The sequence below is a fragment of the Antiquaquibacter soli genome (genome assembly GCF_030580675.1).
Lineage (GTDB): Bacteria > Actinomycetota > Actinomycetes > Actinomycetales > Microbacteriaceae > Rhodoglobus > Rhodoglobus soli.
On record NZ_JAUQUB010000001.1, the window covers coordinates 1,482,518 to 1,505,184 of the forward strand.

Annotated in this window: 24 protein-coding genes; 4 read left to right on the plus strand and 20 right to left on the minus strand. The window is 68.5% G+C overall.

All coding sequences use genetic code 11. From position 1 onward, the window contains the following. Positions 1 to 17: 17 nt before the first annotated feature. The 8 genes from Q5716_RS07300 to Q5716_RS07335 all read right to left on the minus strand — a co-directional run bounded on the left by Q5716_RS07300 (position 18) and on the right by Q5716_RS07335 (position 8,307). Positions 18 to 848, minus strand: a complete 831-nt coding sequence (locus Q5716_RS07300) for a shikimate dehydrogenase (protein WP_305002419.1) — start codon at positions 846 to 848, stop codon at positions 18 to 20. Further along, on the minus strand, positions 841 to 2,283 hold the full coding sequence (gene mltG / locus Q5716_RS07305) for an endolytic transglycosylase MltG (RefSeq protein WP_305002420.1): 1,443 nt from the start codon (positions 2,281 to 2,283) through the stop codon (positions 841 to 843). The genes Q5716_RS07300 and mltG overlap by 8 nt, the downstream gene beginning before the upstream one ends. After that, on the minus strand, positions 2,284 to 2,745 hold the full coding sequence (gene ruvX / locus Q5716_RS07310; protein WP_305002421.1) for a Holliday junction resolvase RuvX: 462 nt from the start codon (positions 2,743 to 2,745) through the stop codon (positions 2,284 to 2,286). A 2-nt stretch (positions 2,746 to 2,747) separates the two neighbouring features. After that, positions 2,748 to 5,402 (minus strand): alanine--tRNA ligase, encoded by a 2,655-nt coding sequence (gene alaS / locus Q5716_RS07315; protein WP_305002422.1) that lies wholly within the window; start codon positions 5,400 to 5,402, stop codon positions 2,748 to 2,750. Between the two features lie 56 nt (positions 5,403 to 5,458). Beyond that, positions 5,459 to 5,683 carry a hypothetical protein gene (locus tag Q5716_RS07320; RefSeq protein WP_305002423.1) on the minus strand — a complete coding sequence of 75 codons (225 nt, stop codon included), beginning with the start codon at positions 5,681 to 5,683 and terminating at the stop codon, positions 5,459 to 5,461. Positions 5,684 to 5,725: 42 nt separating this feature from the next. Further along, on the minus strand, positions 5,726 to 6,103 hold the full coding sequence (locus Q5716_RS07325; RefSeq protein WP_305002424.1) for a DUF948 domain-containing protein: 378 nt from the start codon (positions 6,101 to 6,103) through the stop codon (positions 5,726 to 5,728). 74 nt (positions 6,104 to 6,177) lie between these two features. Further along, a complete protein-coding gene (rpsD, locus tag Q5716_RS07330; RefSeq protein ID WP_305002425.1) occupies positions 6,178 to 6,807 on the minus strand; it encodes a 30S ribosomal protein S4 in 630 nt (209 codons plus the stop codon). Between the two features lie 168 nt (positions 6,808 to 6,975). Continuing rightward, positions 6,976 to 8,307, minus strand: a complete 1,332-nt coding sequence (locus Q5716_RS07335) for a replication-associated recombination protein A (protein WP_305002426.1) — start codon at positions 8,305 to 8,307, stop codon at positions 6,976 to 6,978. A 97-nt stretch (positions 8,308 to 8,404) separates the two neighbouring features. On the opposite strand from Q5716_RS07335, the gene Q5716_RS07340 reads away from it, so the two are divergent. The 3 genes from Q5716_RS07340 (at position 8,405) to Q5716_RS07350 (ending at position 11,122) form a co-directional block, all read left to right on the plus strand. Further along, positions 8,405 to 9,193, plus strand: a complete 789-nt coding sequence (locus Q5716_RS07340) for a peptidylprolyl isomerase (RefSeq protein ID WP_305002427.1) — start codon at positions 8,405 to 8,407, stop codon at positions 9,191 to 9,193. A gap of 86 nt (positions 9,194 to 9,279) precedes the next feature. Then, entirely contained in the window at positions 9,280 to 10,509 is a 1,230-nt protein-coding gene (locus Q5716_RS07345) for a DUF349 domain-containing protein (RefSeq protein ID WP_305002428.1), read from the plus strand. Between the two features lie 73 nt (positions 10,510 to 10,582). Further along, positions 10,583 to 11,122, plus strand: coding sequence for a type IV toxin-antitoxin system AbiEi family antitoxin (locus Q5716_RS07350; RefSeq protein WP_305002429.1), 540 nt, complete (start codon positions 10,583 to 10,585; stop codon positions 11,120 to 11,122). Here the strand turns inward: Q5716_RS07350 and Q5716_RS07355 are convergent. The 9 genes from Q5716_RS07355 to Q5716_RS07395 form a co-directional block, all read right to left on the minus strand. Further along, complete coding sequence (locus tag Q5716_RS07355) at positions 11,109 to 13,358, minus strand: RelA/SpoT family protein (RefSeq protein ID WP_305002430.1); 2,250 nt, start codon at positions 13,356 to 13,358, stop codon at positions 11,109 to 11,111. The genes Q5716_RS07350 and Q5716_RS07355 overlap by 14 nt on opposite strands. Before the next feature lie 33 nt (positions 13,359 to 13,391). Beyond that, positions 13,392 to 13,712, minus strand: coding sequence for a rhodanese-like domain-containing protein (locus Q5716_RS07360; RefSeq protein ID WP_305002431.1), 321 nt, complete (start codon positions 13,710 to 13,712; stop codon positions 13,392 to 13,394). 2 nt (positions 13,713 to 13,714) lie between these two features. Next, positions 13,715 to 14,713 (minus strand): protein translocase subunit SecF, encoded by a 999-nt coding sequence (gene secF / locus Q5716_RS07365; RefSeq protein ID WP_305002432.1) that lies wholly within the window; start codon positions 14,711 to 14,713, stop codon positions 13,715 to 13,717. After that, positions 14,713 to 16,440 (minus strand): protein translocase subunit SecD, encoded by a 1,728-nt coding sequence (gene secD, locus Q5716_RS07370; protein WP_305002433.1) that lies wholly within the window; start codon positions 16,438 to 16,440, stop codon positions 14,713 to 14,715. Before secD ends, secF begins: the two co-directional genes overlap by 1 nt. 97 nt (positions 16,441 to 16,537) lie before the next feature. Beyond that, positions 16,538 to 16,966, minus strand: a complete 429-nt coding sequence (gene yajC / locus Q5716_RS07375) for a preprotein translocase subunit YajC (protein WP_305002434.1) — start codon at positions 16,964 to 16,966, stop codon at positions 16,538 to 16,540. An 81-nt stretch (positions 16,967 to 17,047) separates the two neighbouring features. Next, entirely contained in the window at positions 17,048 to 18,091 is a 1,044-nt protein-coding gene (gene ruvB, locus Q5716_RS07380; protein WP_305002435.1) for a Holliday junction branch migration DNA helicase RuvB, read from the minus strand. A gap of 1 nt (position 18,092) precedes the next feature. Next, positions 18,093 to 18,695 (minus strand): Holliday junction branch migration protein RuvA, encoded by a 603-nt coding sequence (ruvA, locus tag Q5716_RS07385; RefSeq protein WP_305002436.1) that lies wholly within the window; start codon positions 18,693 to 18,695, stop codon positions 18,093 to 18,095. Next, entirely contained in the window at positions 18,692 to 19,273 is a 582-nt protein-coding gene (gene ruvC / locus Q5716_RS07390; RefSeq protein ID WP_305002437.1) for a crossover junction endodeoxyribonuclease RuvC, read from the minus strand. The genes ruvA and ruvC overlap by 4 nt, the downstream gene beginning before the upstream one ends. A 4-nt stretch (positions 19,274 to 19,277) precedes the next feature. Continuing rightward, a complete protein-coding gene (locus tag Q5716_RS07395; RefSeq protein ID WP_305002438.1) occupies positions 19,278 to 20,036 on the minus strand; it encodes a YebC/PmpR family DNA-binding transcriptional regulator in 759 nt (252 codons plus the stop codon). 51 nt (positions 20,037 to 20,087) lie between these two features. On the opposite strand from Q5716_RS07395, the gene Q5716_RS07400 reads away from it, so the two are divergent. After that, entirely contained in the window at positions 20,088 to 20,486 is a 399-nt protein-coding gene (locus Q5716_RS07400; protein WP_305002439.1) for a hypothetical protein, read from the plus strand. On the opposite strand, the gene Q5716_RS07405 is transcribed toward Q5716_RS07400, so the two are convergent. From Q5716_RS07405 to pdxS, 3 genes are read right to left on the minus strand one after another with little or no spacing between them, the layout of a single operon-like run. Beyond that, positions 20,477 to 21,082: a hypothetical protein gene (locus Q5716_RS07405; protein ID WP_305002440.1), complete on the minus strand. Its 606-nt coding sequence runs from the start codon at positions 21,080 to 21,082 to the stop codon at positions 20,477 to 20,479. The two genes, Q5716_RS07400 and Q5716_RS07405, sit on opposite strands and share 10 nt — an antisense overlap. Before the next feature lie 33 nt (positions 21,083 to 21,115). Then, on the minus strand, positions 21,116 to 21,712 hold the full coding sequence (pdxT, locus tag Q5716_RS07410; RefSeq protein ID WP_305002441.1) for a pyridoxal 5'-phosphate synthase glutaminase subunit PdxT: 597 nt from the start codon (positions 21,710 to 21,712) through the stop codon (positions 21,116 to 21,118). Beyond that, positions 21,702 to 22,604, minus strand: coding sequence for a pyridoxal 5'-phosphate synthase lyase subunit PdxS (gene pdxS, locus Q5716_RS07415; protein WP_305002442.1), 903 nt, complete (start codon positions 22,602 to 22,604; stop codon positions 21,702 to 21,704). Before pdxS ends, pdxT begins: the two co-directional genes overlap by 11 nt. Between the last annotated feature and the right edge of the window lie 63 nt (positions 22,605 to 22,667).

The following is a 22,667-nucleotide window of genomic DNA, read 5'->3' on the forward strand; positions in this document are numbered from 1 at the left end:
CACAGCGCGGCGACGGCTCAGGCGACGGCGGCGCGCATCGCCTCGAGCACTCGCGGCTCGTCGGGCAGCGGGGCATCCGGGTCGCCGCCGACGAAGATGCGCACCTGCCCGACGGCCTGCTGCAGCAGGAGCTCCAGGCCGGACACGACGGCACCGCCCGCCTCCTGCCACGCGAGCGCCAGCGCGCTCGGCCACGGGTCGTACGCCACGTCGAAGAGCACGCTCGAGGCGCGCACCGCTTCCGGGAACACCAGATCGTTCTGACCGCCCGGCACCGTACTGATCACCGCGTCAGGGATGCCCGGACCCACGTCGGCCGACCACTCCCGCACGACGACCTCGATGCCCTCCTGCTCACCGAGCGCCACGAGGCCGAGCGCTTTAGCGGGTGTGCGAGCGCAGACCACCGCCCGTCGAGCACCGAGCTCGCCGACGGCGACGAGGACGGAGGCTGCGGTGGCCCCGGCACCGAGGAGCGTCACCGACTCGAGCGACTCCACGCCGACGGAGCGCAATGAGGCGACCGCGCCGAGCACGTCGGTGTTGAAGCCCTGCACCTCGTTGTCGGCGAAGAGCACCGTGTTCGCCCCGCCGACCCGCTCGACCATGGGGTGCGCGCGGTCGAGGAGCGGGAGGATGTCGCGCTTCAGCGGCATGGTGAGCGACAGTCCGCGCCACGACCCATCCAGGGAGTCGACGAAGACCGGCAGCCGGTCGCCGGTCATCTCCACGGCCTCGTAGCTCCAGTCCAGGCCGAGTTCGCGATAGGCGGCGCGCTGGATCAGGGGCGACTTCGAGTGGGCGATGGGCGAGCCGAGCACCGCGAGCCGCGTGCGCGGATCACTCACAGTACGCGGCGTTCTCCGCGCTCGCGTCGCACCAGGCGAGGAGCTGGTCGACCGCGGCCTGGTGCTCGTCGACGGTCTCCGAGAACACCGTCTCCCCGGTGGCGAGATTGATGGGCACGAAGAACAGCCACGGACCGTCCGCCGGGTTCAGCGCAGCGGAGATGGCGTCATCGCCGGGGAGACCGATCGGGCCGATCGGCATGCCGGGGTTGGCGTACGTGTTGTACGGGTTGCTCGCGTCCGCGCGCTCCTCGTCCGTCGTCCACACCGTGTGGAGGTTCCCCGTGCCGTAGGCGACGGTCGCGTCCGACTCGAGGTTGATCCCCTGGTCCAGCCGGTTGTAGAAAACGCGGGAGACCTTGTAGAAGTCGTCGATGTTCCATCCGGCCTCGCGCTGGATGATCGACGCCATCGTCAGCACCTGGTGGCGCTGATCGGGCGCGACACCGAAGGCGTCGAGGTGCTCGAACATCGTGTTTACCAGGAGCTGCAGGATGTCTTGCGCCGACTCCGTTCCCTCCAGTTGGTACGTCGCCGGGAACAGGTAGCCCTCGAGCGAGGGTGCTTCGGCGGGCACGCCGTAGGCCTGCGGGTTCGCCGCTGCAGCCTGCACGTCGGCGAGCGGGATGCCGGTCGTCTCGGCGATGATCTCGAGCACGTCCGGCAGGACCGCCCCCTCGGTGATGAGGAGCTCGTTCGTGACCTTGTTGGCGGGGTCCTGCAGCGCGGCGATCGCCGACTCGGCGCTCATCTCTTTCTGGAGGCGCCAGTTGCCGGGAAGGAAGCCGATGGAGTCGTCTTCGAGCAGGATGTCGTAGACGGCGTCGAACGTCATCGTGACTCCGGCCTGGTGCAGCGTATTCGCCACGTCTGCGCCGATATCACCGGACTGGATTGTCACGATGACCTCTTCGCCGTTCCCGCTGCCCTCGTAGTCGTTGGGGAGCTCCCAGCCCAGCAGCTCGCGGACCTGCTCCTCATAATTGGCCCACACGAAGGCCGCGGCGCCACCCAGTCCGCCGAGGACGATGACGATAGGCAGCGTGATCTTGAGCCACAGCAGGTTTCGCTTGCGCGGCGCCCGGGGATATCCCGAATCTGACCCGCGACCTCCACCGCCCGAGCCGCGACCTGACCCGCCGCCCGCACCGCGCCCGCGGCGACCCTCGTTCTCGCGGAGTTCTCGACGGCTCAGCGGGGCGCCCGCGGTACCGGGTGCCGGATCGGCCGGGCCGAAGAGACCACCGAACGGATCCTCGTCCTGGTCGCTGGCGGCAGCTGCGGCCTGAGGCATGGCCGGATACTGAGCGGTGGGAGTCGGCGACGCCGGCTGCGGCGGGAACTGCTCCCCCGGAACGGGAGCGGCCTGCTGCGGCGCTGACCGCTCGTCGGGCTGGGTCGTGAAGAAGTCTTCCCAGCTCGGTTCGTTCGCCATCTATGGTCCTTCGTCCGGGTCGACGACGGCGCCCGGCGGTCGACCCGCGGAGCGCTCGAAGTCGAGGGCGTGCTGCAGAATTATAACGGCGGCAACCTGATCGACGACCGAGCGCGACTGCCTCGAACTGCGGCCCGCGCCCCGCAAGGCGGAGTGAGCGGAGACCGTCGAGAGCCGCTCGTCGACGAGGCGCACGGGCGCCAGTCCGAGCCGCGCGACGCCCGTCGCGAAGGCGCGGGCATCCGCTGTCGACGCCGTCTCGGTGCCCGAGAGCGCGATCGGCAGCCCCACGACGATCTCCACCGCGTCGAGCTCCCTGACGAGCTCGACGATCCGCTCGAGGTCGCCATCGCCCCGTGCGACCGTCTCGACGGGGGTCGCGAGCATCCCGTGCAGATCGCTGCGGGCGACGCCGATGCGCGCCGTGCCGACGTCGATGCCGACTCGCACGCCCGCGCGCATGCTCAGCTCGAGACCGCGCTCACGAGCGCGTCGAGTGCAGCGGGGATCGCCGCGACATCTGCACCACCGCCCTGAGCGATGTCGTCCTTGCCGCCGCCGCCGCCGCCGAGCACCGCAGCAGCCGCCTTCGCGAGCGCTCCCGCCTTCACTCCCGCCGCCCTCGACGCGTCGTTGGTCGCGACGATGACGGCCGGCTTCCCGCCGACCTCGGCGGCGAGAGCCACCAGACTCGGGGCCGAGCCGAGCCGGTCGCGAACCGCGAGCACGAGAGAGCGCAGGTCGTCGCCCGAGCCGACGGAACCGACGTTCTCGACGACGGCGACGAGGTCGCCGACCGAACGCTGGTTGGCGACGAGCGCGGGGATGCGCTGCGACAGCTGGGCCTGCTCGTACTGGGCGATCGTGCGCTCCGCGGCCTTGAGGCTCGCCATGAGCTCCGCGATTCGGTCAGGCAGCTGCTCTCGCGGGGTCTTGAGCGTCGACGTGAGCTGAGAGACGATCGCCCGCTCGGTCGCGAGGTCCTTGAAGGCGTCGAGTCCGACGAGGGACTCGATGCGCCGGTTGGTGGCTCCGACGGACGACTCCCCCACCACGCTGATGAGGCCGACCTCGGACGAGCGGCCCACGTGCGTGCCCGCGCACAGCTCGAGCGACCAGGGTCCCCCGATCTCGACGACTCGAACCGTGTCGCCGTACTTCTCGCCGAAGAGCGCCATGGCGCCGAGCGCCTTGGCATCGTCGAGCGCCATCAGCCGCGTCGTCACCTCGAGGTTGTCCCGAACGGCGTTGTTGGCGACTTCTTCCACCTCGGATCGCGTCGCCGGCGAGAGCGCCTCGTTCCACGAGAAGTCGAGGCGCATGTAGCCGGCCTTGTTGTACGAGCCGGACTGGTGCGCCTGCGGGCCGAGGATCTGGCGCAGTGCCGCGTGGATGAGGTGCGTCGCCGAGTGGGCTTGGGTCGCGCCACGCCGCCACTCCGGGTCGACGAGCGTCGTCGCGGCATCCCCGACTCCCACTTCGCCCGAGGTGACCTGCACCTTGTGGCTGATGAGCCCCTTCACCGGCTTCTGGACGTCGAGCACCTCGAGCTCGAAACCGCTGCCGACGATGGTGCCCGCGTCGGCCTCCTGGCCGCCGGACTCGGCGTAGAGCGACGTCTCGGCCAGGATGACCTCCGCGATATCGCCCGCAACCGCTTTCGTTACCGACTCGCCATTGACGATGATGCCGAGAATCGTGCTGTCCGTCGTGAGGTACTCGTAGCCGGTGAACACCGTCTCGCCCTGCGCGCGGAACGCGCTGTACACGGAGAGGTCCGCGAGGTGCTGCTTCTTGGACTTCGCGTCCTCCTTGGCGAGGGTGCGCTGGCGCTGCATGAGCGAATCGAAGGCGTCGCGGTCCACCGACAGTCCCGCCTCCTCCGCGATCTCCAGAGTGAGGTCGATCGGGAAGCCGTAGGTGTCGTGGAGCAGGAACGCCGTGTCGCTCGGGAGCTCCGTGGAGCCCGCCTGCTGCGAGCGGGAGACCGCGACATCCAGGATGCTCGTGCCGCTCGCGAGGGTGCGCAGGAAGGTCTCCTCCTCCCCGAGCGCGAGCCGCGAGATGCGGTCGAACTCGGTGGAGACCTCCGGGTACTGGGCCTTCATCGCGTCGCGCGACGCCGGGAACAGCTCGGCGAAGGTAGGGTCTTCGACGCCCAGCAGGCGCATGGCACGCACGCTGCGCCGCAGCAGTCGACGCAGGATGTATCCGCGGCCCTCGTTGCTCGGGGTGACCCCGTCCGACATCAGCATGAGGCTCGAGCGGACGTGGTCGGCGATGACGCGCATCCGCACGTCGTCGTCGTGGTTGTGGCCGTACCGCCGCCCGGAGAGCTCGGCCGCCTTGTCGAGCACCGGCCGGACCTGGTCGATCTCGTACATGTTCTCGACGCCCTGCTTGATGAACGCGACGCGCTCCATGCCCATGCCGGTGTCGATGTTCTTCTTCGGGAGCTCGCCGAGGATCTCGAACTCCTTGCCGCTGCCCTCTCCGCGGAGGTACTGCATGAAGACGAGGTTCCAGATCTCGACGTACCGGTCGTCGTCCGTCGCGGGGCCTCCGTCGATGCCGTACTTCGGCCCGCGGTCGAAGAAGATCTCCGAGCAGGGGCCCGCAGGGCCGGGCTGGCCCGTCGACCAGTAGTTCGTGTCCTTGTCGAGGCGCTGGATTCGCTCGTCCTTCAGGCCCGCGACCTTCTTCCAGAGCTCGATCGCCTCGTCATCGTCCTTGTAGACGGTGACCCACAGGTCCTTCTCATCGAACCCCAGGCCGCCCTTCGACTCCTCGCTAGTGAGAAGCTCCCAGGCGTAGGTGATCGCGCCTTCCTTGAAGTAGTCGCCGAACGAGAAGTTGCCGTTCATCTGGAAGAACGTGCCGTGCCGAGGCGTCTTGCCGACCTCCTCGATGTCGAGAGTGCGGATGCACTTCTGCACGCTCGTCGCGCGGGGGAAGGGCGCCGGGACCAGCCCGGTGAGATAGGGGACGAACGGCACCATGCCGGCAACGGTGAACAGCAGCGTCGGGTCGTCGCTCACGAGCGAGGCGGAGGGGACGACGGTGTGCCCGCGGTCCCCGAAGAAGGTCAGCCAGCGGTTCTGGATGTCAGCGGTCTGCATGAATTCCTGGGGTCGGTAACGGCGGGGAGAACCCCGGGATGAACGGTCGAGCGGGTCTAGCGCGAGCGCGTGAGGTCGGCGATCGCTTCCTCGGCCTCGGCCACGGCGGCGCGCAGCTCGGCTTCGCGAGCCTTGTACCCGTCGACGACGGCCGCACCGAACTCGCGCGCCTTCGAGTCGACATCCTCGAAGAAGCGCTTGCCCTCGGGCGTCTTGGCGACCTGGTGAGCGACGACGAATCCGATGGCGACGCCGGCCACCAGCAGAAGAAGGCCCTTCATGACTGCTCCTAGAGTTCGTGCGGGAAAGCTGAGGCCTCCAGCTTACTTCGTCGGCGCGGCGGACCTCCGGCCCTGCCGCAGTCCGACGATCGCCGCGCGAACCCCCGCCGAGAACCCGGCGATCTTGATGAGCGGTCCGCCGACGGTAGCCGCGAAGAGCGCGACGAGCGAAGAGACATTGCTGGTGGCCTCCTCGACACTGCTCGTGATCGCATCGACGCGAGCGAGTTGCTTGTTCGTCTCGCTGATCGTCGTCGTCGCCTCTTCGAGCAGCGGGGTCACATTCTCGCTGAGCCCGCGGATGGCGGTGCTCGTCTCATCGAATACTCGGCCGAGCTTGACCAACGGCACGGCGAGGAGCCCGACGAGAACCGCGAAGATGCCGGCAGCGATGAGCCCGGCGATGTCACCACCCGTCATGGGAGTCCTCCTGGAAACAGCGAAGCGGGCCACCCGATCGGATGACCCGCTCCAGCGTAGAGCGAAATGCGGTACTAGCGCGCCGCGTAGTACTCGACGACGAGCTGCACTTCGCAGGTCACGGGGACCTCGGCACGCTTCGGACGACGAACCAGGCGGGCCTGGAGCTTGTCCAGCTCGACCTCGAGGTAGGCCGGGACCTTGGGGAGGACGTCGGCGTGACCGCCGGCGGCGGCGACCTGGAAGACCTCGAGGCCCTCGCTGCGCTCCTTGACATGGATGAGCTGACCCGGCTTCACGCGGAAGGACGGGCGGTCGACGAGCTTGCCGTCGACGAGGATGTGGCGGTGCACGACGAGCTGGCGCGCCTGCGCGGTCGTGCGGGCGAACCCGGCACGGAGCACGAGGGCGTCCAGACGCATCTCGAGCTGCTCGACGAGGTTCTCACCGGTCAGGCCCGCCGTCTTGCGCGCCTCCTCGAACTGGATGCGCAGCTGCTTCTCGCGGATGCCGTACTGCTCGCGCAGGCGCTGCTTCTCGCGGAGGCGCACGGCGTAGTCGCTGTCGGCCTTGCGCTTGGTGCGGCCGTGCTCGCCGGGAGCGTAGGGGCGCTTCTCGAGGTACTTGGCCGCCTTCGGGGTGAGGGCGATGCCGAGAGCGCGGGAGAGACGGACCTTGCGGCGGTCCTGGGACTTCGTGGGCATGGTGGAGCCTTTCGCTACGTGGCCGCGGCGATCGCGGCTCACGGACGTGCATCCGGCCTCTCTCCTGATCGGACACGCACGTCGGGGCGCGCCGGGAGCACTGCTTCGAGGAAGGGGATGTGTCCGGCGTCCAGCCGAACCCGACTACTTTACCAGAACAGCGGCCCGTCAGGTGCCGCGGATGATCGCACGCAGCTTCTCCAGGCGAGCGGCGACGTCGCGCTCGTTCCCATTGCTGCTCGGTGAGTAGTACTCGGTGCCCACGAGTTCATCGGGAAGGTACTGCTGGCGAGCCACGCCGAACTCCGCGTCGTGGGAGTACACGTAGCCCTTGCCGTGGCCGAGACGCTTCGCCCCCGGATAGTGCGCGTCGCGCAAGTGCTTCGGCACGCGCCCGATGCGTCCCGCTCGGACGTCGGCGATCGCGGCATCCAGGGCGACATAGGCTGCGTTCGACTTGGGGGCCGTCGCGAGGTAGACGACCGCTTCCGCGAGCGGGATGCGCCCCTCCGGCATCCCGATGAACTGGACGGCGTCAGCGGCGGCCGTCGCGACGAGCAGCGCTTGTGGGTCGGCCATCCCGACATCCTCCGCCGCGCTGATGATCACCCGGCGCGCGATGAACCGCGGGTCCTCCCCCGCCTCGATCATCCGGGCGAGGTAGTGCAGCGCGGCATCGACGTCGGAGCCTCGCACCGACTTGATGAAGGCACTGATGACGTCGTAGTGCTCGTCGCCCTGGCGGTCGTACCTCAGGAGCGCGCGATCGACGGCGGAGGCCACGATCTCGGGCGTCACGACAGGAAGCGCCGGACCCTCCGCCGCCGCTGCGGCAGCATAGGCCGACGCCTCAAGGGCGGTGAGTGCGCGGCGCGCATCGCCGGAGGCGAGCCGCACGATCGCCGCGCGGGCGTCAGCCGAGAGCTCCACCGCTCCGCGGAGCCCGCGCTCATCGACGAGGGCACGATCGACGAGCTCGCCGAGATCGTCGTCGCTCAGCGGTTCGAGGGTGAGCAGCAGGGACCGCGACAGGAGCGGGGAGATGACCGAGAAGGAGGGGTTCTCGGTCGTCGCCGCGACGAGGATGACCCACCCGTTCTCGACGCCGGGCAGCAGGGCGTCCTGCTGGGCCTTCGTGAACCGGTGGATCTCGTCCAGGAACAGGACCGTGGACAGCCCGTAGAGGTCGCGCGCCGAGAGGGCCTCCTCCATCACCTGGCGCACGTCGCGAACGCCGGCCGTGACCGCCGACAGCTCGACGAACTTCCGGCCCGAGCTCTGCGCAATCGCCTTCGCGAGGGTCGTCTTGCCGGTTCCCGGCGGCCCCCAGAGGATGATCGAGACCGAGCTCTGCTCGCCCGCCGTGCTGCGGGCGAGCGCCACGAGCGGCGAGCCCGGGGTGAGGAGGTGCTTCTGACCGACCACCTCGTCGAGCGTGCGCGGTCGCATCCGGACGGCCAGCGGGGTCGCGCCCGAGTTCAGGCCCGGCTGAGCATCCATGCCGCCATCGTAATCCGGACCGCCGTCAGCGTTTTGCCCGCTGCCCGGCCCTCGTCGTAGGGTTCACTGACCCCACCATCGTTTCTCGAGGAGCACCGTGGCACCCAGCAAGAACACCGAGCGCGAGGCACGCGAGGCTCGGGAGCGCCTGCGCCGGTACAACGCACGCCAGGCTGTCCACGAGAACCGGCTCACCCGCCGCCGTCGCGACAACATCATCGCGATCATCGGCGTGGTCGCGGTCGCCGCGGCCGCAACCGGCCTCCAGCTCTTCTATTTCAACGGCGGCCCCGGTACACCGACGCCGGTCCCCTCGGCGTCGGAGACCCTGGCACCGGAGGGGCAGAACGTCGGCAACGTCCCCGAGCCGGGTTTCGCCGAGGGCAAGACCTACACGGGGACCCTGGTGCTCAACGGCGACGTCACCCTCGGCGTGACGCTCGACGCCGCCCTCGCACCGCAAGCGGTGTCGTCGATCCTCGCCGACTCCCTCACCGGGTACTACGTCGACAAGACCTGCCACCGACTCGTGACCGGCACCGCAGGGCTCATCCAGTGCGGTTCCCTCGACGGCACCGGCGCCACGGACCCCAGCTACAGCTACGGGCCCATCGAGAACGCCCCTGCGGACGGTCTGTACCCCGCCGGGACGATCGCGATGGCCCGGGCCGGCAACGACGCCTACAGCAACGGTCGACAGTTCTTCATCGTCTTCCAGGACACCACCCTGCCTGCGGACAGCGCGGGCGGCTACACGGTCGTGGGCCAGGTGACGTCGGGGCTCGACGACCTCGTGTCGAAGATCGCGGACGCGGGTGCCGTCGACGGCGCGAGCGATGGCGCCCCCGTCGTTCCCACGACGATCACGAGCTTCACGATCCAGTAACACCCGGCCGACGCCGAGGAGGGTGCCCTAAGCTGGTGACCGCCCGAAGCGTCCGAACGGGCACACAGCGCAGGCGAGGGATTGACGTGACAGACGAACAGGCTCCGTGGGGTCGTGTCGACGAGACCGGGACGGTCTTCGTCCGCGAGGCGGAGGGCGAGCGCGCCGTCGGCCAGTACCCGGATGGCACGCCCGAGGAGGCCCTCGCCTACTTCGAGCGCAAGTACACCGAGCTCGCCGGCCAGGTCACCCTCCTCGAGCAACGCGCCCGTCGCGGCGCTCCCGCGGCCGACATCGCCAAGACGGTCTCGTCCTTGTCTTCGAGCATCGCGGGCGCGAATGCCGTCGGTGACCTCGCTTCCCTCCAACGCCGCCTTGAGGCCCTCGGCGGGACCGTGTCGGAGCTCACCGAGAAGCAGTCCGAGGAGGCGCGCGCCGCTGTCGCCGCGGCACTCGTCGAGCGCGAAGCCCTCGTTGCCGAAGCGGAGAAGCTCGCCGCCCAGGATCCTGCGAAGGCGCAGTGGAAGCAGGTCACCGCCGCCATCGACGACATCTTCGCCCGCTGGCAGAAGCACCAGGCGGAGGGACCTCGCCTCCCGAAGAACGAGGCCAACGAACTGTGGAAGCGGTTCCGCGCGGCGCGCACCACCATCGACACCCACCGCAAGGCGTTCTTCGCCGAGTTGGACAGCGTGCACCGCGATGCGCGCGCCGCGAAGCAGCGCCTCGTCGAACGAGCCGAAGCGCTGGTCCCGCAGGGTGCGGACGGCATCGGCGCCTACCGCTCCCTGCTCGACGAGTGGAAGCGCGCGGGTCGGGCCGGCAAGAAGGTCGACGACAGCCTGTGGGCCAAGTTCAAGGCCGCCGGGGACGCGATCTACGCCGCGAAGTCGGAGATCGACGCTCGCGACAATGTCGAGTTCGAGGCGAACCTGGCACTCAAGCTCGAGCTGCTCGCCGAGGCCGAACCCCTGCTGACCGAGACCGATCGGGCCAAGGCCAAGGACGCCCTGCTGAAGATACAGACCCGGTGGGATGCGATCGGCAAGGTGCCGCGCGATCAGGTGCGCGTCATCGAGGACCGGCTCCGCAAGGTCGAGGCGGCCGTCCGGAAGCTCGACGAGGAGCACTGGAACCGGACCAACCCGGAGCGGCAGGAGCGCGAGCAGGGCTTCCTGGGCCAGCTCAACGAGGCCATCGCCAAGCTCGAGCGCGAACTCGATGACGCCAAGGCCTCCGGAGACAAGAAGAAGATCGCCGCGGCGCAGGAAGCGCTCGACGCTCGCCGCGCGTGGCTCGGCGCCCTCTCCAACTAGCGCCGGCCCAGAGTTATCCACCGATAACGATCGACAGCGATCGCCATCGGGCGACGCCGACGAGCATGGGCTCATGGCCCGACTCCCCGCTGTGCTCTCCACCGATGATCTCCCCCTCGCCGAGCTGAGCGCCCTCCGGTGCGACGGCGTGCTCGTCCGGGTCGGGTCGTGCTACACCCCGGTCGACCAACCGGACGGCACGGGCATCCGGGCCATCGCGGCCGCGCACGGCATGCACGAGCGGATGATCGCGGAGCGGATGACCGCCGCGTGGATCTGGGGTGCGCGCGACGAGGCGCCGACGCCCCACCAGTTCTGCACCGATCTCGGTGCCCGGGTCTCGCACCAGGTGCGGCCGTGGCTCGAGCTGCGTGAGGTGGTTCTCTCCCCCATGGACATCGCGATGGTCGGCGACCTGGCCGTCACGACACCCGCGCGTACGCTCGCCGACCTGGCGCGATTCCAGCCCGAGTGGGGCCCGCTCGAGCAGTCGATCGCCGAACGGCTCTCCGCCCTCGCCGACGACCCCGGAGCTGTGCGGGAGGACCTCGAGCGCACGAAGCTCCCGCACAAGAACCGGGCGATGGCCCGACTGGGGATCAGCCCGAGTTGACCCGGTAGACGTCGTAGACGGCGTCGATCCGGCGCACCGCGTTGAGCACGCGGTCGAGGTGGGTGGTGTCGCCCATCTCGAAGACGAAGCGGCTGAGCGCGAGGCGCTCGCTCGACGTCGAGACGGTCGCGGAGAGGATGTTGACGTGGTTCTCGCTGAGGACACGGGTCACGTCCGAGAGCAGGCCAGAGCGGTCGAGCGCCTCCACCTGGATCTGCACGAGGAACACCGTCTTCGAGTTGGGCGCCCACTCCACGTCGATCATCCGCTCCGGTTCCTGGAGCAACGTCTTGACGTTGTTGCAGTCCTGCCGGTGCACGGACACGCCCGCGCCGCGGGTGACGAAGCCCACGATGTCATCCCCCGGAACCGGCGTGCAGCACTTGGCGAGCTTGACGAGGATGTCGGGGGCGCCGCGCACGAGGACCCCCGAGTCGCTGTTCTTGAGCGCCCGGCTCCGAGCCTTGGGGACGAACGTGAGGTCGTCCTCGTTCTCCGCCTCGGTGTGCAGCGAGGCGACGACCTTCTCGATGACCGACTGCGTGGAGATGTGCCCCTCGCCGACCGCCGCATAGAGCGCCGAGACGTCGTCGTAGCGCATCTGAGCAGCGACGGCGGCAAACGAGTCCTGGCTCATGAGCTTCTGGAGGGGAAGGTTCTGCTTGCGCATCGCTCGCGCGATCGCATCCTTGCCCTGCTCGATCGCCTCGTCGCGGCGCTCCTTCGTGAACCACGCCCGGATCTTGTTGCGGGCGCGAGTGCTCTTGACGAAGTTGAGCCAGTCCTGGCTGGGTGCCGCATCGGGGTTCTTCGACGTGAAGACCTCCACCGAATCCCCGCTCTGGAGAGTGGACTCGAGCGGAACGAGCCGACCATTGACCTTCGCGCCCATCGTGCGGTGCCCGACCTCGGTGTGGACGGCGTAGGCAAAATCTACGGGCGTAGCGCCTGCGGGGAGGCCGATCACCTTGCCCTGAGGCGTGAAGACGTAGACCTCCTTCGCACCGATCTCGAAGCGCAGGCTGTCGAGGAACTCCCCCGGGTCCTCCGTCTCGGCTTGCCAGTCGGTGATGTGGGCGAGCCACGCCATGTCGGTATCGACAGATGTCGTGGCGCCGTCGTCCCCTTTGCCGCCGGCGACACGCTCCTTGTACTTCCAGTGCGCGGCGACTCCGAACTCGGCCCGCTGGTGCATCTCGTGGGTGCGGATCTGGATCTCGACCGCCTTGCCCTGAGGACCGATCACGGTCGTGTGCAGCGATTGGTAGAGGTTGAACTTCGGCGTGGCGATGTAGTCCTTGAAGCGACCGGGAATCGGGTTCCACCGCGCGTGGATCGAGCCGAGGACGGCGTAGCAGTCGCGAACGGAATTGACGAGCACGCGGATGCCCACCAGGTCGTAGATCTCGTCGAAGTCGCGGCCACGCACGATCATCTTCTGGTAGATCGAGTAGTACTGCTTCGGCCGACCCGCCACGGTTCCCTTGATCTTCGACGCCTTGAGGTCGTCATTGACCGCGTCGATGACCTGCTGCATGAACTGCTCGCGCTGCGGAGTGCGCTTCGTCACGAGGCTCTCGATCTCGACGTAGAGCTTCGGGTGGAGTACGGCGAACGACAGGTCCTCGAGCTCGAGCTTGATGGCCTGGATCCCGAGCCGATGCGCCAATGGGGCGTAGATCTCGAGCGTCTCGGTCGCCTTACGAGTCGCGGATGCCTCCTCGACGAACCCCCACGTCCGCGCGTTGTGCAGCCGGTCCGCAAGCTTGATCACGAGCACGCGAATGTCCTTGGACATCGCCACGACCATCTTCCGCACGGTCTCGGCCTGGGCGCTGTCGCCGTACTTGAGTTTGTCGAGCTTGGTGACGCCATCGACGAGCATCGCGATCTCGTCTCCGAAGTCGCGACGGAGCAGGTCGAGCGAGTAGTCGGTGTCCTCGACGGTGTCGTGCAGCAGCGCCGCCGCCACCGTCTTGGAACCGATGCCGAGATCAGCGAGGATCTGCGCGACCGCGACGGGATGCGTGATGTACGGTTCGCCGCTCTTGCGCAGCTGACCGCGGTGCGCGCGCTCTGCGGCGGTGTAGGCGCGCTCGATGAGGGCGACGTCGGCCTTGGGGTGGTGCATCCGCACGGTCTTGATCAAGCGATCGACGGCCCCCGCCGGCTGGGCCCGGGAGAACAGCCGTGGCAAGAGCGTGCGCAGGGAGGCGGTCGACTGAGTCTCGGTCATTCGTGCTCCTCCCGATTCAATTCTAAATCGGGTCTATCGAGCATCCGCGGTGACGACGGGGCCCCCCGCAGCCTGCCACGCGACCATGCCCCCCGCGACGTTGACTGCCTCGTGGCCGAGCTCGAGGAGCGCGGCGGTGACGCGCGCAGACCGCATACCGCTGTGGCAGATGACGAGGATCTCGCCCTCGGGGACGTCATCGAGCCGATTGCCGATCTCCGAGAGGGGCAGCAGGATTGCACTCGGCGCGTGGCCGGAATCCCACTCGTGCTGCTCGCGGACGTCGACGAGCACGGCGCCCTTCTCGACGGCGGCGATAGCCGCGTCGACGTCGATCTCGGGCAGGTCGTCCATGGCTACTTCGCCGACGCGCCGCTCAGCGCCCGAGCTGCGAGCACCTTCTTCGTGTGCGCCTTGATCGCGGGCTCCCCTTCGCGCAACTGCGAGTACAACGGAGCAGCGATGAAGATCGTCGAGTACGTACCGACCACGATGCCGATGAAGAGCGCGAGCGAGATGTCGCGCAGTGTTCCCGCACCGAGCACATACGCGCCGATGAAGAGGATGGATGCGACGGGCAGGGCAGCCACCACACCAGTGTTGATCGATCGCACGAGCGTCTGGTTCACACCGAGGTTCACGGACTCCGCGAACGTTCGCCTCGATTCGTCCCCGTCCTCGGCCGTGTTCTCTCGGACCTTGTCGAAGACGACGACCGTGTCGTAGAGGGCGTACCCGAGGATAGTCAGGAAGCCGATGACCGCTGCGGGTGTGATCTCGAAGCCGAAGATGCCGTACACGCCCACGGTGATGATGATGACGTGGAAGAGCGAGAGGTTCGCGGCGAGGGCCATCTTCCAGGTACGGAAGTAGAGCGCCATGAACAGCGCGGCCACGAGGATGAACACGATGAGCGCCCGGATGGCGGCCCCCGTGATGTCCGCTCCCCAGGTCGGGCCGATGAAGGACGCGGCGACATCCGATACGGGTACGTCGTAGGCGGCGGCCAGGGCGTCGCGGACCTGGCCGGACTCCTCCTGCGTGAGCTGCTCGGTCTGAACGCGGATCGAGTTCGATCCGACGACGGAGACGCGCGGGTTCGCCTCGGCGACGACGCTGTTCACGGCGTCGGTGGCGAGCTGCTCCTCGACATCGGCAACCTCGGACACCACGAACTCCGAGCCACCCCGGAACTCGATGCCGAAGACGAAACCGCCCCGGAGGATGGGGACGATGATCGAGACGAGGATCAGCACCGCGGCGATCGAGTACCACATTCGACGCTTGCCGACGAAGTCGATCGAGCGAGCGCCCGTGTAGAGGTCGTTGCCGAACTTGGCGAATGCGCCGGCCATCAGGAATCCTTCCCCTTGGTGCGGGTACTGGCGGCGTCGAGCTCGGCCGCCTTGCGCTCGGCGATGGTCTGACGCTTCGCCGCCTCACGGCTCGCTCCCGATTTCGGTGCGACGACCGGCTCGCGGAACTGCGCACGACCGCGGTACACAGCGCCGAGTGCGTTCGGATCCAGTCCGCTCGCCGGATGCCCACTCGAGAAGAACTTCGTCGCGGCGAGCAGCTGCAGCATCGGGTGGGTGAAGAGCACCACCACGATGACGTCGATGACGACAGTAATACCGAGCGTGAGCGCGAAACCGCGCACGTTGCCGACGGCGAGGAAGAACAGGATGATCGCGGACAGCAGGTTGATCGTCTTCGAGGAGTAGATCGTCCGAAGCGCCCGCTTCCACCCGGCCTCGACGGCGCCCTCGAGAGCGCGACCGTCGCGGAGCTCGTCTCTGATCCGCTCGAAGTAGACGATGAACGAGTCGACCGTCAGACCGATCGCGACGATGAGTCCCGCGACCCCCGCCAGCGACAGGCGGTAGCCCTGGCGCCACGAGAGGATCGCGATGACGAGGTAGGTCAGGACGGCCGCGACGACGAGCGAAGCGATCGTGACCGTGCCGAGCAGCCGGTACTGGAAGAGCGAGTAGATCACGACGAGGATGAGGCCGATGAGGCCGGCGATGATGCCGCTCTGGAGCTGCGTCGTGCCGAGTGTCGCGGAGATGGTCTCGTTGGACTGCACCTCGAAGCCGATGGGGAGCGCGCCGAACTTCAGTTGGTCAGCGAGCACCTTGGCGGTCTCCTGCGTGAAGTTGCCGCTGATCACGGGCTTGCCGTCCGTGATGATCGCGTTGGTCGTGGGCGCGGAGATCACCGCGCCGTCGAGGACGATGGCGAAGCGGTTGCGCGGGTCGGTGTCGGGGAATCCGTAAAGCCGCTCCGTGACCTGCGCGAACTGCTCCGTGCCCTCGCCGTTGAACGTGATGAACACACCCCACACGCCCGTGCTGACGCCCTGGGAGTTGGGAACGAGGCCGCTCGTGGCATCGCTGATCGTCTCACCGGACACCTCGACGGGCCCGAGGATGTACTTGAAGCTGCCGTCCTGCTCGCACGTGATGAGGGGCTCGTCCGCGGGAGCGACGTTGGCGTTGGTGTCCTCGAGCGTCGAGCAGTCGAAGTTGAGGTACTCGTCGTAGAGCGCCGGGCTGACCCAGTTCGGGTCGCTCGCGTCCGTCGGCGCCGCGGTCGCGGTCGTCGCGAGCGGCTCGGGGGTGGGACTGCTCGAGTCGGTCGGCTCCGGCGTCGGGCTCGAGGTGGAGTCGACAGACGACGAGGTCGCGACATCCGTGTAGATCACCGGGCGGAACTCGAGCTTCGCCGACGACTGGATTCGCGCGAGGGTCTGCGCGTCCGGCTCGCCCGGAATCGAGACGACGACGTTCTGCCCGCCCTGCGTGGTGACCTCGGCCTCGGCGACGCCCGCGGCGTCGATGCGGTCACGGATGATCGAGACGGCCTGGTCGAGCTGCTCCTGAGTGACGGTCTGCCCGCTCTCGAGCCGCGGCGCGAGGATGATCTGCGTGCCGCCCTCGAGGTCGAGGGCGAGCTTCGGCGCCCACGTGGCAGTGCTGAAGAGCACGCCTCCCGCGAGAAGCGCCGTGAGTCCGACGGTGATGACCCCGAGCCACGCGAGCGAACGCCACGCCTTCTTCACGGGAGTTGATCTGGCCAACTGCGAACTCTGCTTTCTTCGGCTCGGAGCCCGGATGCGGGCGCACCGGGAACGGCTGGCCCTGCCGCAATGCAGGGCCAGCACCCAAGGCTAGTGGTTACTCGCCGGTCTTCTTGGTCGAACGGGGCTTCTTCGCCGGCTCGACGCGTTCGCCGTAGGCGGGCTCGGTCGCTTCCGCCGCCTCCGCGGCCTCGCGCTCGGCCTGCTCGCGGTTCGCGATCTCCATGGCCTCCTCGACCGAGCGGGGAGCACCCGGCTCGACGGCGGTCTCGTCGACGACCTTCGCGAGCGTCTGGCGGTGCACCGTCACGACGACTCCGGGGCTGATCTCGAGCTCGGCCTGGTTGGCAACCTCGTCAACCGCCTTGAGGGTTCCGAAGAGGCCGTAGTTGGTCATCACTCGGGCGCCCGGGACCATCTTGGTCTGCAGCTCCTCGGCCTGCTGGCGGCGCTTGCGGCTGTTGCGGAACATGAAGAAGATCAGCACAGCGAGGATGACGAGCATCCCGATTGTTAACGGGTCCATGGGTTACCTTCCGAGGAGGAGCGGCCGCGCGGCCGAGTGGCCGTCAGTCTACGGATGCGAAGCTGAGCGACTGCCTAAGAATTATAGGTCATCGCCGAAGAGGCCCGGATTAGCTGGGGAGCCCGCCGCGGGCGGAGCGAGTTCGAAGTGCCGCCACGCGTCGCGGGTGGCGACGCGACCCCGCGGCGTGCGGGTGAGAAGGCCGATCCGAACGAGGAAGGGCTCGACCACCGACTCGATGGTCTCCGCCTCCTCGCCGACGGACACGGCGAGGGTGTTGAGGCCGACGGGACCGCCGTCGAACCGGCGCAGGACCGTCATCATGACGGCCCGGTCGAGGCGGTCGAGACCGAGCGCGTCGACGTCGTACAGGTCGAGGGCGGCATGCACCGCGTCCATGCCTGCACCGGTGCCCTTGACGAGCGCATAGTCGCGTACTCGGCGCAGGAGTCGATTCGCGATTCGAGGCGTACCGCGCGATCGGCGCGCGATCTCGCCGAGAGCATCCCGGTCCACCGACAGGTCGAGAAGGCGCGCCGCGCGGGTCAGGACCTGCTCGAGTTCGCCCTCCTCGTAGAACTCCAGGTGGGCCGTGAAGCCGAAGCGGTCGCGCAGCGGATTGGGCAGGAGCCCGGCGCGGGTCGTCGCGCCGACGAGGGTGAACGGCGCAAGGTCGAGCGGGATCGAGGTCGCCCCGGCGCCCTTGCCCACCATGATGTCGATGCGGAAGTCCTCCATGGCGAGGTACAGCATTTCCTCCGCCGACCGCGCCATCCGGTGGATCTCGTCGATGAAGAGCACCTCACCGGGAGTGAGCGAGGAGAGCACGGCGGCGAGGTCGCCGGCGTGCTGGATGGCCGGCCCGCTCGACATCCGCAGGGGACGCCCGCTCTCCTGCGCGATGATCATCGCGAGGGTCGTCTTGCCGAGCCCGGGCGGACCCGCGAGCAGGATGTGATCGGGAGTGCGGCTCTGAATCGCCGCGGCCTGGAGCAGGAGCTCGAGCTGTCCGCGCACCTTCGACTGCCCGACGAACTCGGCGAGAGACTTCGGACGCAGCGCGCCCTCGAAGGCGAGCTCGGCATCCGACTCCGGGTCCGGGCTGAGAACGGATTGCGGCTCCATGTCAGCTCCTCGGCCCGAGGGAGGCGAGGGCCAGGCGAAGGAGCGCGGGCACGGCGGCTCGGTCGGCGTCGGTCGCGACGGCGAGAGCATCCTCGACCGCTTGGGCCGCGACTCGCTCCGGCCAGCCGAGGCCGACGAGGGCGACGGTCACGTCCTCCCCCACGGTGGTGGCGACCCGAGCTCCGGATGCCCGAGCCGGTGCCACCACGGAGAGCTTTCCCGCGAGCGACACCGTGATGAGCTTGGCCGTCTTGGGCCCGATACCGGAGACCTTGCGGAATGCCGCGTCGTCCTCGACCGCGACGGCGTGCGACACCTCGACCGGACTCATCGCAGCGAGCACACCGAGTGCGCTCTTCGGACCGACTCCGGTGACGGACCGGAGCAGATCGAAGACCTGCAGCTCGTCGGCGTCCGCGAAACCGTAGAGGGAGAGGTCGTCCTCGCGGACGATGAGCGCGGTGTGCAGCATCGCCTCTGCCCCGACCCGGAGCGCGAGCGCGTGCTGAGGTGTGACCTGCACGCTGAACCCCACTCCGCCAACCTCGATGACCGCCGTGGTTCCGAGGGCGGCGAGAACCGTTCCGCGCACCGAGGCGATCACGAGCCGACCTTCCGGGTCGCGTTCTCCGCATCACGCCACGCACGCTGAGCGGGAGTCAGCGCGGTCACCCGCACGCCCGGAGCGCTCGGGGCACCCGAGGCGCCCGACCGCCACGCGTGGCAGATGGCGAGGGCGAGGGCATCCGCCGCGTCCGCCGGTCGGGGGACCTCCTCGAGTCGCAGCACGCGCGCCACCATCGTTCCCACCTGTCGCTTGTCCGCACTGCCGTACCCCGTGATCGCCGCCTTGACCTCGCTCGGCGTGTGCAGCCCGACGCTCAATCCGCGCGACGCGGCCACCTGGAGCGCCACCCCACTCGCTTGAGCGGTAGCCATCACCGTGCGGAGGTTGTGCTGCGCGAAGACCCTCTCGAGAGCGACTGCTGCGGGGGCGAACTCGTCGATCGCCGCCGCGATCCCCTGCGCCACCGCGAGGAGGCGCTGCTCGAGGGCGAGCTCCGGCGGAGTCCGGATGACGGAGACGCTCACGAGCGTCGCAACCCGGGTCGGCGATACATCGACGATGCCGACGCCGCACCGGGTGAGCCCAGGGTCGATACCGAGGACTCGAAGTGACATGCCTCTAGTCTTCGTCCAATTCGGCCTGAACCTCGGGCGACACGGCGAAGTTCGAATAAATGTTCTGAACGTCGTCGGAGTCCTCGAGGGCGTCGATGAGCCTGAACACCTTGCGCGCGGTCTCCGCGTCGACGTCGACCTCGAGGTTCGGCACGAACTCGGACTCGGCCGAGTCGTAGTCGATACCCGCCTCTTGGAGGGCCGTGCGCGCCTCGACGAGCTGCGAGGGCTCCGTGATGACCTCGAAGCCACCGCCCTGGTCCTTGACCTCCTCGGCACCCGCATCGAGCACCGCTTCGAGGATCGCATCCTCGGTCACGGCGTCGGTCTTGGTGATGGAGATGACGCCCTTGCGCTGGAAGTTGTACGCGACGCTGCCGGGGTCGGCGAGGGTGCCGCCGTTGCGGCTCATCGCGGTACGGACGTCAGCGGCGGCGCGGTTCTTGTTGTCGGTGAGGCACTCGATGAGCAGAGCCACGCCGTTGGGCCCGTAGCCCTCGTACATGATCGTCTGGTAGTCGACCGCCTCGCCCGAGATGCCCGCCCCGCGCTTGATCGCGCGGTCGATGTTGTCGTTGGGCACCGAGGTCTTCTTCGCCTTCTGGACGGCGTCGAAGAGCGTCGGGTTGCCGGCGAGGTCAGCACCGCCGATCTTCGCGGCGACCTCGATGTTCTTGATGAGCTTGGCGAAGGACTTGGCACGGCGCGCGTCGATGACGGCCTTCTTGTGCTTCGTCGTCGCCCATTTGGAGTGGCCTGACATGCAGAACATCCTATCCAGGCGCCGGGCCGCCCCCTGCCGTAGCATCGGCGGGTGCCCTCACGCTGGTTCCGAATCGCGTACGCGCGAAACGCTCTCCTCCGCCTCCTCGCGGAAGAACGGCTCGAGCTGGACTCGCTCACGCTGGCTGAGGGCATCCGCGCGATGCAGCACTTCATCGACGACTGGCGCCCGCAGCACGGCGAGGTCGACGAGCTCGAGGCGCAGTGGGGGCCGGCCGACGACGGTTTCGAGCTCGCGCTCGTGCGACGGATGCGACGCCACAACCAACCCGAGGTGCGCGTGTCGCTCGTCTTCGGCTACACCGCGCGCGTCGACCGCTCGGAGCGAGGCACCGCGTCCCTGGGGTCAGCGCGCGACGTTCGAGGACTGACCCCGTTCGAGGTTGTCCGAGGATCCCGACCGAAAGCACGACGCATCGATCAGGACTGAATCCGCACCCCTGACGACTTGAGCTCGAGCGCGGCGAGCTCGCGCAGCACACGGTCGTCGCCGCGCCTCCACGCGGCCATCGCATCCGTGTCGATCTTCGCGATCGCGGAGAGCTTCTGCGTGGCGAGGGCCCGCAGGGCGAGGAGGTCGACCCCGGCCGCGCTCTCGAGGACGCGTCGAGCCCGACCGGCCCTTCGGACGAAGCGGATGCGAGGGATCAACCACAGTACGAGGATCATCACGATCGGGAGTGCGGCGATGCCGATGCCGAGCACGAGCGCCAGCTGCAGCACCGCATCCTGCTGCGACTGCCCCGCCGCCTCGAGCGCGCCGCCGGCCTGGCTCGCCCCGTCGAACGGCACCCGGATGCCTCCGCCGATGAGCGGAACGTTGCCGAGGGACTCCCCCACCTCGGTCATCGTCTCGCGGAACCCGGCGCCCGCCTGCTCCATCTGCTGGCCGAACCCGGCAAGGCTGTTGACCACCGTGAAGACGCTCACCCCGAGCCAGACCCACAGCCCGATCTGCACGATCGCGATGACGTCCGCGGTGATCTGACGGGCCCGGTGGTCGGCGAAATCCGAGTACAGTCTCATGCGCCCATGATGCCAGGATGCCCGGCACCCTGATCAGGCGGAGCGCACCTTCGACAGGAAGTACTCGTGAAAGCGGGTGTCCCCCGTGATCTCGGGATGGAACGACGTCCCGAGCAGCGCCCCCTGCTCGACGGCGACGATCCGGTCGTCACCCAGAGCCGCGAGGACATCGACGGCGGCACCGACCGACTCGACGACGGGTGCTCGAATGAACACCGCGTGCACCGGCGGATCGCCGATCACGGGGATGTCGAGATCGGTCTCGAACGAATCGACCTGAGCGCCGAATGCATTCCGCCGGACCACGACGTCGAGACCCCCGAGCGTCTGCTGACCCTCGATCGCGTCGAGCACGGTGTCGGAGAGCATGATCAGACCCGCACACGTCCCATAGAAGGGCATGCCGTCGGCGATCGCTTGCCTCAACGGCTCCCGCATCCCGAAGAGCCGGCTGAGCTTGTCCATCACGCTCGACTCGCCGCCGGGGATCACGAGCCCGCGGACGGCGTCGAGCTCCTCCGGGCGGCGTACGGGCCGGGCATCCGCACCCAGATCGGAGAGCACCGCCAGGTGCTCGCGAACGTCGCCCTGGAGGGCGAGGACGCCGACCGGGAGCGCGCTACCAGCCACGCTCGGCGAGGCGGTGCGGCGCGGCGAGGTCGGCGACGTTGATGCCGACCATTGCCTCGCCGAGCCCCCGCGAGACCTCGGCGATGACCGAGGCGTCGTCGTAGAACGTCGTCGCCTTGACGATGGCGGCCGCGCGCTGCGCGGGGTTGCCCGACTTGAAGATGCCGGAGCCGACGAACACGCCGTCCGCGCCGAGCTGCATCATGAGGGCCGCGTCCGCGGGAGTCGCCACTCCGCCTGCCGTAAAGAGCACGACGGGCAGCTTGCCGGTTTCGGCGACCTCGCGCACGAGCTCGTAGGGGGCCTGCAGCTCCTTGGCGGCGACGTACAGCTCGTCCTTGGTCTTGGACCTCAGCGCGTTGATCTCGCCGGTGATGGTGCGGATGTGCTTGGTCGCCTCGGAGACGTCGCCCGTGCCCGCCTCGCCCTTGGACCGGATCATCGCCGCTCCCTCGGTGATGCGGCGGAGAGCCTCGCCGAGATTCGTCGCACCGCAGACGAACGGGACCGTGAAGTTCCACTTGTCGATGTGGTTGACGTAGTCGGCGGGCGAGAGCACCTCGGACTCATCGATGTAGTCGACCTTGAGGGCCTCGAGCACCTGCGCCTCGACGAAGTGGCCGATGCGGGCCTTCGCCATGACGGGGATCGACACCGTCTCGATGATCTGGTCGATGAGGTCCGGGTCGCTCATCCGGGCGACGCCGCCCTGGGCGCGGATATCAGCCGGGACGCGCTCGAGCGCCATCACGGCGACGGCTCCCGCGTCCTCGGCGATCCTCGCCTGCTCGGCGGTGACGACGTCCATGATGACGCCGCCCTTGAGCATCTCGGCAAGACCGCGCTTGACTCGCGTGGTGCCGGGCTCGGTGGTCTCGGTGTTCGTGCTCATGTTCCTAGATTCTACGCGGGGGTGGATGCGCCGCTCCGCGGCCAATCGAGCACCCGTGGTTGG

Bases quoted from the DNA above. Each gene is read 5' to 3' on its own strand.
- mltG (WP_305002420.1), bottom strand. From the start codon at position 2,283: ATGGCGAACGAACCGAGCTGGGAAGACTTCTTCACGACCCAGCCCGAC.
- ruvX (WP_305002421.1), bottom strand. From the start codon at position 2,745: ATGCGCGCGGGCGTGCGAGTCGGCATCGACGTCGGCACGGCGCGCATC.
- alaS (WP_305002422.1), bottom strand. From the start codon at position 5,402: ATGCAGACCGCTGACATCCAGAACCGCTGGCTGACCTTCTTCGGGGAC.
- Q5716_RS07320 (WP_305002423.1), bottom strand. From the start codon at position 5,683: ATGAAGGGCCTTCTTCTGCTGGTGGCCGGCGTCGCCATCGGATTCGTC.
- Q5716_RS07325 (WP_305002424.1), bottom strand. From the start codon at position 6,103: ATGACGGGTGGTGACATCGCCGGGCTCATCGCTGCCGGCATCTTCGCG.
- rpsD (WP_305002425.1), bottom strand. From the start codon at position 6,807: ATGCCCACGAAGTCCCAGGACCGCCGCAAGGTCCGTCTCTCCCGCGCT.
- Q5716_RS07335 (WP_305002426.1), bottom strand. From the start codon at position 8,307: ATGGATGCTCAGCCGGGCCTGAACTCGGGCGCGACCCCGCTGGCCGTC.
- Q5716_RS07350 (WP_305002429.1), top strand. From the start codon at position 10,583: ATGGCCCGACTCCCCGCTGTGCTCTCCACCGATGATCTCCCCCTCGCC.
- Q5716_RS07355 (WP_305002430.1), bottom strand. From the start codon at position 13,358: ATGACCGAGACTCAGTCGACCGCCTCCCTGCGCACGCTCTTGCCACGG.
- Q5716_RS07360 (WP_305002431.1), bottom strand. From the start codon at position 13,712: ATGGACGACCTGCCCGAGATCGACGTCGACGCGGCTATCGCCGCCGTC.
- secF (WP_305002432.1), bottom strand. From the start codon at position 14,713: ATGGCCGGCGCATTCGCCAAGTTCGGCAACGACCTCTACACGGGCGCT.
- yajC (WP_305002434.1), bottom strand. From the start codon at position 16,966: ATGGACCCGTTAACAATCGGGATGCTCGTCATCCTCGCTGTGCTGATC.
- ruvB (WP_305002435.1), bottom strand. From the start codon at position 18,091: ATGGAGCCGCAATCCGTTCTCAGCCCGGACCCGGAGTCGGATGCCGAG.
- ruvC (WP_305002437.1), bottom strand. From the start codon at position 19,273: ATGTCACTTCGAGTCCTCGGTATCGACCCTGGGCTCACCCGGTGCGGC.
- Q5716_RS07395 (WP_305002438.1), bottom strand. From the start codon at position 20,036: ATGTCAGGCCACTCCAAATGGGCGACGACGAAGCACAAGAAGGCCGTC.
- Q5716_RS07405 (WP_305002440.1), bottom strand. From the start codon at position 21,082: ATGAGACTGTACTCGGATTTCGCCGACCACCGGGCCCGTCAGATCACC.
- pdxS (WP_305002442.1), bottom strand. From the start codon at position 22,604: ATGAGCACGAACACCGAGACCACCGAGCCCGGCACCACGCGAGTCAAG.